Here is a 10,808-nt window from a genome sequence, read left to right on the forward strand (position 1 = left end):
TGCGCGCCTTTCGATGTCTCGGCCTTTTCACGGAAATCATGCCATGATCACTATCAAGCAATCATTCGACATCGAAAAGATAGGTGAAGAACAATTTCCCAACGAAGTAATTATTGAGGTCGTGTTTCCTCAATATAGCTTCCGATTGTCCGGCGGAACAGTTGAGAGGTATGTATCGGAACACAAAAAATACCTGATAGTCCACGACACTGATAACGAAGAATATCTCGTACACCTTCCACTAACTAGAGTCGTCGGCAAAAAAGTCGAAAGTATATATGGGTTCTTTCTCTATCACCTTATTGAAATCCTAGGACCTGGCTCGAATATAAACGATTTTTCGATTCCTTTTACTGTATATATCCGAAGTACTACAGGCCAAGAGATAGGATCAAAGTCATTTGAGGGAATAATTTATAAAAAGAAATCCCTGTCGTCGGATTATGACCAGAGAAATTACCGTGAAGAAAAAATACAGTTTGAGTCCACATACGGTCTTGTAGGAAACCTTAACGAAGAGGGCCTAAATGCCCTACCCCTAGATTATGACCGCTCTACCTACCTGATCAACAAAGAGACCTTTGAATTAGTAAAGTATGCTCTTAACACTACCACTCATGACCACACGGTTTCCGATCAGAAAGTACTCGAACTTATTGATGCAATGGTTGATTTGAGTGATGGTCATCCAAGACTCTTCCCCCGGGGCGAAATTATTAGCTATACACAGCTGTCCGATTTATTCCAGGATCTCGAACTCACGATTACCGCCGAGATTTTCCGGTCGATACAGGAAATTTTCGAAAAGCTTTTTGACTTCCCCTTGTCACTTGAAAGAATTAAAACCATTGACGTTATCGGCCAGCTCGAAATCGTCGCCGATCGCCCACTTTCGCTTTCTGATTTTGATTACTACGAGCTTTCCATTGAATACCCACAGAAAAATGGTGAAATAAAGATTATTCGCTACAATTGGCATGAAAAAAATGTCACCCCTGAGAATAATCGCCTTGGATTCTCGTTCGATACAGACAAAACCATAATAGCGAATAATGTCGCTGGCCATATTTACGTTCGAGTGAAAGATTATCAGGGTATCAGTTTGTTGGCCCAACGTTTTGGGGTCCACGATGAAACCCTTCAGGACCTTGATATCCGAGTCCATATGGATCACCAGGTTATTTCTGCCCCCAGCCCCACCACAGGCTCCACCAGAACCAAAAGGCTTCGAGGCCGGGTCATCCAGAGTGCTAAAAAGTATTCCTTAAATGATTTAACCATTATTCTGCAGGCTAAGCAGACCGCAACTGATGAAATATTCAGGATTATAGGGGCAACCCAGACAGACAAGTCTGGAAACTTCTCCATGGAATATCCATATGGGCAGTATGCTCAGGCACGGGCACTAGTCTCCATAATGCCGGAAAGCCCTGTCGAAATTGCTGTTGATCCCTACAACGCAAACGAGAGTATAGTTAACAATTTCATCTTTCTGCTGCTGTCCGATGATGCCGTTGTAGAAGAGAGTGAAACAGATGAAGAAACCATTGGAAGTGACGAAGATTGCGACTGCAATGAACCACGCAAAGCACACCGCCTGCCCGACCAAGAGGACCTGATAGCTTCTGGGGAATATACCCAGGATATTGGAGGCTCGTGCATCAATCTCTCCACACCGAACAGGACAATTCGCGAGTATCAATATAATGCCATCGTTCGAACCTCCGACCCAGACGTAGCGAACTATGTACTCGAAAAGCTTACGGACGGCGACAAGGTTATGTATAACCTGGTGGGAGGAACGGAGAAGATAGCGCGAGGCATTGTCGATCTAGACAACCCCATTCGCTGGGAAGATGCCCCTGACTCCAAGGAGAACCTCTCGATTTATCAAGCAGTCACAGTCGCCACAGGTCATATCATTCACTTTAAGTCAGTTTTCAAAGCCGATGGCTACTCTCTGGGTGACCTGGTTTACTCTCTGCCTCTCGCACCGGGACAGAAAAAACAGATTGTTGTCTTCGAGTCCTCACACACCCTACAGGGAGCCGAGTCACAGTCCCTAAGCCAGGGAGAGAGTCTATCTGCCGGTCTGGTCAGTGACCGGATCATCACCGATCAGCTCAGCGGTGGTATCAACGAGTCACTGGCCGGACGAAGTAACGCTCACACTTCTGGAATGTCGGCCGGGTTAGGTGCAAGCGGGTCCTATGGTGGCATTGGTGCCTCTCTCGGCGTAGCGGGAGGATTTGCCAACTCTAATTCGTCGGCATCGCAAAACAGCGCTCGCAATATTTCACAATTCTTTGGTGAAAAGCTCCGACAATCCCTGATGCAGAACGCAGAAAGTTACCGGGAACTTAATGCCTCCGTTGTAACAACGGTAACCGAAGGGCAGAAATATGGCGTCACTTCAGAAGTCATTGCCAACCATAATCACTGCCACTCCTTAACGATGATGTACTTTGACGTACTGCGCCACTTTGCGATCTACCAGGAGGTCTCCCACGTTGAGGAATGCCTGTTTGTCCCTCTACTTTTGACGCATTTCTCCACCGAGAATATCCATAAGTGGAAGGATATCCTGGCTGACAATCTCCTGCCCATTCCATCCAGCACCTACCTGAAGTGGAACCGACTGGATTTTTTACGCTTCGGGCGGACGCACCCCCTGATCAAGGGTTTTGACGCCAACACCCGGATCAAAACCAACTATGAACGAGTGGACTTTCCAACCGGCACACATGCTGATGATCCTATAAGGAATATCACCGGTGAATTCACCTTACGGGTAAAAATCGATCGCCCGAAAACCCGCTACGACAGAATCCTCTCCTTCCCTCGTGTTACCCGTACAATTGAGAATCAGGAGTTTGATCCAGTAGAGACCGCCAAGGCTTGGTTTAATCCCTTTGACTGGAACAAAACGAAGTATCGAACAACCCATGAAACTGTATTCGAAAATGCCCGCATTTTTGATAATTTCATGCAACTAGATGCAGACTTCCAGAATAAGAAGCCAGCTGAAGCCATCCGCGTTATAAATTTCGAACCAGTGGACGTAGCTACAGTCGACGACGAAGGCGCCGCTGAAACCATTACTGTTTCCGGGGTCGATTTTTTTGAAGGGGACATCATTGACAGACAAATTTGGGAAGCATACGCAGACATCCTTGGTCATAGTAACGTTTTTCAGATGCTCAACAACTATTTCCGGGGATCCTTAATCTCTGAATGGGATCAAATTTTCAAAAATCAGATCCTTCCCGATATATTCGAAAAGATCCTCGATACCATTAGAATTCAACGACTTTCGTGGGATTTGAATAACACGACAGACTACCGTGGCGGTGAGCGCAAAGTAAGAATTCGGATTACCAGCGGTAGCTATTCCGGAACACGCCGCAGCCTGCCAGACAATTTGCGAATGTATGTAACCAGCTCAGCCGTAAGCACCCTTCGGGCCGGGTCTATTCGCCTAGATATCGAAAACGTTCGGATCAATTACACAACGGCTTACCACGACGGAACGATTTTCAAAGGCTATCTTGGTGATGATCTGATCGATGGAACCCGCTTGTATATTCCATTGAATGACGAAGATCTACGCAATCCGAGGAAAGAAGACACCTATATTGTTACTGAGCTTATCGAACATTTAAACTCCAACCTAGAGCACTACAATAAGATACTTTGGGCAAATCTGGATAAAGACCGGCGCCATCTCCTTCTCGATGGATTTAATATCCAGACCTTCACATCAAGTGGCGCTCGCTCAAGCATGCGAAGCCTTGCTTCCGTGGTTAAAAATGAGATCATCACTATTTCTGGAAACTCTCTGGTCTTTCCTGTTGCTGAGGGCTTCAAGGTAAACAGGAATGCCGTCGTTGAATTGACTATCGATGAAGCTCCAGTAACCGACGATACTAATCACGACCTGCTGGAAATGTACAAACCGTTAACTCCCATCCCCCCCTACCGTATCAGCGTGCCAACCCGTGGCGTGTTTATGGAAGCGATCCAGGGTAACTGTGATGCCTGTGAAATGGTCAAGGAGAACTCTTCACAGGATTGGGATAAGTTCCGGACTGAAGAGCCCACACCCATACAGCCGATTGTAACTCCTACACCCGTTGTCACTGAATACAAACCAGAATATAAGGATTTCGCACAGCCTATTGTCAATATTCAAAATTCGCCAGACCAACCTGCCCCAGCCGCTGGACTTGCCAGTCTTGGAGAACAACTAACCAAAGCCGGTGTCTTTAATGATGTTACCGGGCTTGCAAAAAACCAGGACAATGCCATTCGCACTTACCTGTCGAACCAGGAGAATGCCAAGGCATTTGCTGAAATGTCCAAGAGCCTTGCAACTCAGCAGCATAACACCTCACATTCATCTGACATTGGGCAAGGTATCGAGAGAGCCCGGCGCTCTGGAGTCATCGATGCAGAAGACGCAAGGGACCTCACCCGGCAACATCTTCAGCAGCAAATCGATGGTGGCGAATATTTTCGTGAGCAAGAACAGTTTGAACGAGAACAGAGCCGTCCCTCACTCACCTCCGTCGCTTCTGATGCGGTCAGCCGTGGACAGACTGTACAGGCCGAGCGTACCGATTCCGACGGCACCAGCGAATCTATCGATGTCCAGGGAACCTCTTCTGAAGGCTTCATGTCTGTCAGCTGGGACGTAGAGCCCATGCAACAACCAACCTCAAAGGTCTGCTGGGCAACAGCAGCAGCAATGTTGATGAACTGGAAGAATGGTATCTCCTCGCCCATTCAGGACACTCTTACTGACGCCGGCAATGGATTAACGCCGCCCGACGAGAGTTACTACTTAAGCCGCTTTGAGGCAAACGAGAGTTTACCGGCCACCGAAAAACTTCGATTTATCTCAGCCCTGAATATGCACGCGGAGGCGCCTGCCAGTTACCCACTCAGTCAGTATTTTGAGTGGTTGAGCAATTATGGTCCATTATGGGTAACCATCGATGCCGCCGCTGGAGAGGATTTTTCACCCCACGCGAAGATCCTAACGGCTATAGAGGGGGATACAATGACCTTTATAAATCCCGCCAGCGGCCGCCGGGAACACTTACTCTACGATGAGTTCGCAGAAAGCTTTGAAGAGATAATTACCGATTTACCTGAAGGTGAAACCATCTACCTTCAGGTTGTTCGATTTTCAGATCTGGTAGAACGCGCCACTTCTTCCGAAGGGCAAGCCCGGGAGCTCTATCGAAATTCCAGTATCGGCGTGCGTTTACGCCCCGGTGACACCATACAGGGACACAGAGTTAATGTCGGCTCAATGAATATCCGCATAGGCGGTATTACCTACACTCTCCGTAAAGGCGGTAGCCACTGGGGGATAAAATACGGTGGCAGGAATATTGCAGCCTTTAGGCCAACGCTAGAACAGCTGGCTACCGACTACCGGGCCGAAACTGGCCCCGAGCGCGAATTCAAAGCCCTGGCTGCTCTTGGATTTGAAGTTGTCAGCGAACATGAAGGTAAGATTACCGCTATCAACAGTTGGGATAATCAGGATTTCACGTGGGGAGCAGGCTACGCAGCATCACGTCTTAACAGCATGCTGCAATACATTCCCAGTGCCAGTCCGTTGGTGGAACTAATGGACCGAATTCCCTGGCTTAGAGGTCGTCGTTTCAACCAAAGTCTATTTCAGAGTGGTCCTGAGCACCTTGACGTAGATAATTTCCACCTTCTCACCAACACCATCCATAACAACAGTGCGCTCTTTAGGGAATTAACTCGCGCACAGGCGCGACAGTTTGTCGAACACGAAGTAATGAATTTGGCAAATACGCCTGATCGGCAGGCAATGATGTCCACAATAGCCACCAGCACTGTGGCTCCAGTGATTGGAGTTGCAGGTTACCTCAATCATGGTCGTCCAGCATATGCTCCGATCCCTGTTGAAATGCTTAATGCTGCTATTACGGAAGGAGGCGGGGACTATTCCCGCCAGATTTCAGCTCTAATGCGTATATATCTACAAACTGTCAATCGGTACGCACTGCGTATGAACCGAGAGGACAGGCTTGAATTAATTTACCAAACACTTGCTTTTAGGGTACCCAATAAAATAAAGGCATTTAACGAGATAATGCGAAATAGTGTTTCCAGCAGCTTTGAGTTTGACTTCAGGGAGGCTCATACAATTCTTCCCTGTATAGATCCAGACCACACCATGGCGTTATTATCAGGTCCGGATTCCGTAAGGGTATCCCCTCTGAGGATGTGGTTGCGTCAGAGCTCAGCTTATGAAGCCCCAAATATATCCATGAATTACGATACCACTTCCAGGGGGGTTAGAGAATATCGGGGTTACTATAATTTGGGCGCCCCACTCGCTGTGCCGGAGTCATAACCGGCTTCCACAGCTTATTTGACAGAGCCCTCGGCGTGGCCAGCTAGTAGTGCGGGCAGTTACTGCCGCGCTGGTCAAAGCTGCGGCGGGTGAGGAGCGAAGATGGGGGCACCCATTTATTAGATCTACCCCCATTTTCAGAAAGACTCAATCGATCCGGCGGCGTACTTCACTGGAGCGGAGGGTATGCGGCTCACGCACCCGGCGTACCTGATCGCGCTTATCTGCTTTCTTTTTGGACTTCTTTTCCTCTTCTTTTTTATTTTTCTTTGGTCGCTCGTTCTTTGGTTGCTCGCGCTCGTGGCGCTGAACTGGCTTCGCGGCATCATTGCGCCGATCTTTTGGCGCATTGCGCTGTGGCTGGCCGCGCTGGGTTTGTGGCTTGGGCCTTTCGCGTACCGAGCGGCGATCGATTGCCGGACGCTCTACTGCAGGAATAACTCGTGGGCCGCGACTGCTGGTCGGCTTTTCCGCAACTTTGACGATCCGCTCGTCCCGACTTGGAATCCGATGTGACTTCCCCCGTTCACTAAGGCGATCCCCGCCCCGGTTATCCACCTGAGACGCCCGCCGTTTTTGCTCGGCTTTGCCAGCAAACCGGTCTTCGGAGCCTCGGCCACGATCCTGGCCCTTCTCACGACGATCCCGAACCTTCTCACGGCGGTCCAGAACTATCTCGCGACGATCCCGGACCTTCTCACGTTGATCCAGGCCCCTCTCACGACGTTCCCAGCCCTTCTCACGACGATCCAGGCCCTTCTCACGACGATCATCTCGATGCGCGTTACCGTCATGCCAATCCCGCCGCTTGTAACCATCGTCATGACCGTGCCGGCGCGGTGGTCTGTAATCGTGTCCTCCGGCATAGCGATGACCGTGACGGCGCAAGCGTGTATGCCAGCGATCACTGAAGTTTGCCGAGATATAGAAATTGGGGGCCGGATACCAACGACCACCCCAGTGACTGGCACTGATCCAATGGTCCTGATACCAACGATAGTAACGCCCCTGTCGATAGAAAACGTCGCTGCGGTCATAGAACACGTAAACGCCGAGGGTATCGTCGTAGTAGCGATAGCCGGGATCGGTGATCACCGAATAGGAGTAAACCGGAGGAGCCTTGCGGACATAGGTGTTCCCGCCGATCACCGGCGGAGCTGCTGGGTAAGTGACACAGCCACCGAGCGTCAAAGTGATGGTGAGAGCGGCGAGTAATCGGTATGGGATCTGGCGCATGGTGCGTTTTCCTTGGATTCACACCTGCTTTTTAATCCGGCGCAACTGAATCGCCCCTGAACTCACCCGAAATTGTACAGAAAACAACCAAAATCGAGAAATGAGTACAACCACATGAAATCAGCTACCTTCCAGAAAGCTCAATTTTTACACGCTCATCTTCATTAGTAATAAATGGCAACATACGACTCGCCGTCATCCATGCCACACCAAATGCCATCAATCCTGTCGCCTCGACATAGTAAGTCACCCGCTGAGTAATACCGCTAAAATCTACCCCCAAAATATCGAGCAACTGCACCGCCATAGCGCCAACCATGGCTACTGCGCAGATTCTATAAATCCGCCCCCTAACCTTCGCCTCTTTAGAACCTTTTCCCCTAGCTCTCAGGTAAAACAGCCAACAAAAAATTGCGAGGATAATGAACATTGAAATAGCCGATGCCGTATGGACGATACCAGTCACCGTCGCGTCTCCGTCAATACCCCGACCGGTAAAGCAATCGCATGGAAAAAATGCCACGGCTGCGACAGCGACTGCTGCGACTTTACTCAAGACAGCCTGAAACAAGGAGTAGCCATTATACGACCACAGAAAAGCAGAGATAACACAGAGAGAGCCAACGAAGACATCTCGGGCATTATCCGTCAAATGATATGACAGACTAATCGAGCTAATACTGACCCCAGGCGTCAGCAAGTCCGTAAAACTCGCAAGAGATAAAGCGATAGCTCCCACGATTAATTTAGCCGTGTGGTGATCTATTTCTGTGTCTAGTGGTTTCCTATCCATGAACTCAGCCTCATATGTCCGGAGTTACCAGCAGGTGGATGTTGTTGGTCATCAACACCCAGGCTTGCACCTGAATATCGAACGTCCCCTTCCCTTTTTGTTATGACTATAGACTAATGGATGGAAAACTCAGTGGGTGCAAATGGGTGTCATAATTTTGATCTGATCCCATTTATTTGAAAATAACAGAATGTCGCAACCCTTAATTGCTATTTATCTTTTCACAAGCTCTTATATTTAGAAATTAACTTTTCATAAGTCAATCCATCCAATTCTAAAGGGGCAGCTTCAGAACTCCGGTAGCCATTGACAATACTACACTCAACAAGAACTTGATTGCGAAAACAGACCTCCCTTTTAGCCCCATCATATGCCTGATAATCGATATAAGTCATATGTTCAAGTTCAACATTATGGTAATCAGAATTGTTGTCTCGATATGCAACAAAGGTTGCGTTAAAGTCTTTTGTGGCGTTATTCATTCCCTTAAATGTAGACAACAACCCAGTTGGCTCGCCTGTAGCAAAGGACGCATAATAATAGCCACTAAGTGGAATCCATCTTTCCCCATACTCACCATAATCATTAATTTTATAGTATGACCGTACAGAGATATTTACATTTGCCACTGGGGCTGCGATATTGAAAACCTTGAGCTCGCGCTCATACCAACTCTTAGTTTTTTCATCATAAAGCGGAACCTCACTAACATAAAAATGGGGCTCAACACCTTTAGTTGAAATCAACAATTGATTTTGCGATATCACATAAGAATTATAAGCAACCATTAGAGCAGCCACCGACACTCCTAAAGGAGCCAATTCTTTCATTAAACCTATAACTTTATCGAACATTTCCCCAAAACCTTAACTTAGCTGCAACGCAACGAGTTGCGACACTTTAAACTATATTTTTGTGCAAAGGAAAGGAAGCAAACACAGGCCAATTTATATTTTTCAAGGCGCGATCAAAGCCACTCAGCGATATATTTTCAATAAATCAATCAAACGCCGCAATGTTGGTCTGAACCAGCTTTTTACAATTACCATATTCACTTTAACCTTTCAAACCAAACTAAACACAGCGTGTAACTAGACTAGGTGGATTCTTCTAGCGAGGTATAAACATATTCAAATTCCCAATCCACGATTCCTTCCAACCCCCGCTCTAAATAGTTGTCAGGAATAGCGGCCTCTAAATCAATCAGCAACCTAACTCTTGAAATAATTTCAGATTTGGCCAATTCAGCCAGGCTGTCCCACCAGCTAATTCTAAAGGCATGATTTTCACAACATGACATGGAGAGCCTAAATAACGCATCTTGAAGTTTTTTGCCCGCCGAAACAGATGACCGAAGTGACTCTAAAAGATTGAAACAAGGTTCATTGCTACTTTGGTGCCAACAGATATTGAAAGACCAGCCTCGCAACGTGGGGGCAGTGAAAAATGAAACAATACCCAATGGGGATCTCAAATCACCAAGATTCTGCAGTTTATCACCTTGAAAATCAAAGTCTGGGAAAAAAACACCAGATAGCTGTAGATTCCAAGGAGATTTAGATTCAAAGGCCATGTATTCAAATTCATCATATCTACTTTCGGACAAAGCGCGATCGTAGATTTTTTTATGAAAATTAAGCCTCTCAAACCCTAGAGTATGACCCGCGAATGCGGACTGTAAAATATTCCTTTGCGCCTTCGTTAAGCTCGGATAGTCCGCCAAGCTATTTATTGTTGATTGAGCATTTTGTTTTACAAAAAATTCACGACAAATACACCTGTATGCATATAATGCAACTTGTTCTTTACTTGGTCGCAGAGGGTTATCATCAATAAGTTTAAAAAGGCTATTGTCGTGCTTCTTGCAAAAACCTGAAAAGGTTGAAGCTCTATTTACCCCAATTTTTTTGGGCACTGGTTTGCCATTATGTTTTCGCATGGATGAAAGGTCAGAATTAAAGCAGTATACATGCCCACCCTCTGCAATCACTCCCAACTGATTTGATTTCTGTATTGAATGTGCACTTATGATTTCATCACAATGCCCACCACTTTCGTAGTGTAAGCACCTGCCTTTGCACTCATTCCGCTTGGTTTCTTTTAAAAAATCTGATGATAGACTCATGCACACCTCCGACCCACAGAAAACACTCAAAAAGTCAGATCTACTTTTGACATGTTTTTATACCACCTCATGAACTCTTAGCTCTCGTTTTGACACAACAATGGGACACCCATAGAAGATAAGGCATCCTACGCCAAATACTTGCATTTAACATCAGCCACCGCAAAATACTGGCTATACATACAGCACCATTAATAGCCATGACCCAACCGCGATCAAATCTGATTGATACAAGCACAACGCCCTACTATCAC

At 47.0% G+C, this 10,808-nt stretch carries 5 protein-coding genes; 1 reads left to right on the top strand and 4 read right to left on the bottom strand.

Annotated elements, in window-relative coordinates; all coding sequences use genetic code 11:
• Positions 1–43 precede the first annotated feature (43 nt).
• Positions 44–6,400, top strand: coding sequence for a papain-like cysteine protease family protein (locus B4U49_RS16060; protein ID WP_158078643.1), 6,357 nt, complete (start codon positions 44–46; stop codon positions 6,398–6,400).
• A gap of 147 nt (positions 6,401–6,547) precedes the next feature.
• On the opposite strand, the gene B4U49_RS18915 is transcribed toward B4U49_RS16060, so the two are convergent.
• The 4 genes from B4U49_RS18915 to B4U49_RS18920 form a co-directional block, all read right to left on the bottom strand.
• Entirely contained in the window at positions 6,548–7,636 is a 1,089-nt protein-coding gene (locus tag B4U49_RS18915; RefSeq protein ID WP_143735706.1) for a hypothetical protein, read from the bottom strand.
• Positions 7,637–7,760: 124 nt separating this feature from the next.
• Positions 7,761–8,429 (bottom strand): DUF998 domain-containing protein, encoded by a 669-nt coding sequence (locus tag B4U49_RS16075; RefSeq protein WP_078085625.1) that lies wholly within the window; start codon positions 8,427–8,429, stop codon positions 7,761–7,763.
• 221 nt (positions 8,430–8,650) lie between these two features.
• Complete coding sequence (locus B4U49_RS16080) at positions 8,651–9,283, bottom strand: hypothetical protein (RefSeq protein WP_078085626.1); 633 nt, start codon at positions 9,281–9,283, stop codon at positions 8,651–8,653.
• Between the two features lie 242 nt (positions 9,284–9,525).
• A complete protein-coding gene (locus tag B4U49_RS18920; RefSeq protein ID WP_143735707.1) occupies positions 9,526–10,554 on the bottom strand; it encodes a hypothetical protein in 1,029 nt (342 codons plus the stop codon).
• Between the last annotated feature and the right edge of the window lie 254 nt (positions 10,555–10,808).

Source organism: Microbulbifer mangrovi (assembly GCF_002009015.1).
Taxonomy (GTDB): domain Bacteria; phylum Pseudomonadota; class Gammaproteobacteria; order Pseudomonadales; family Cellvibrionaceae; genus Microbulbifer; species Microbulbifer mangrovi.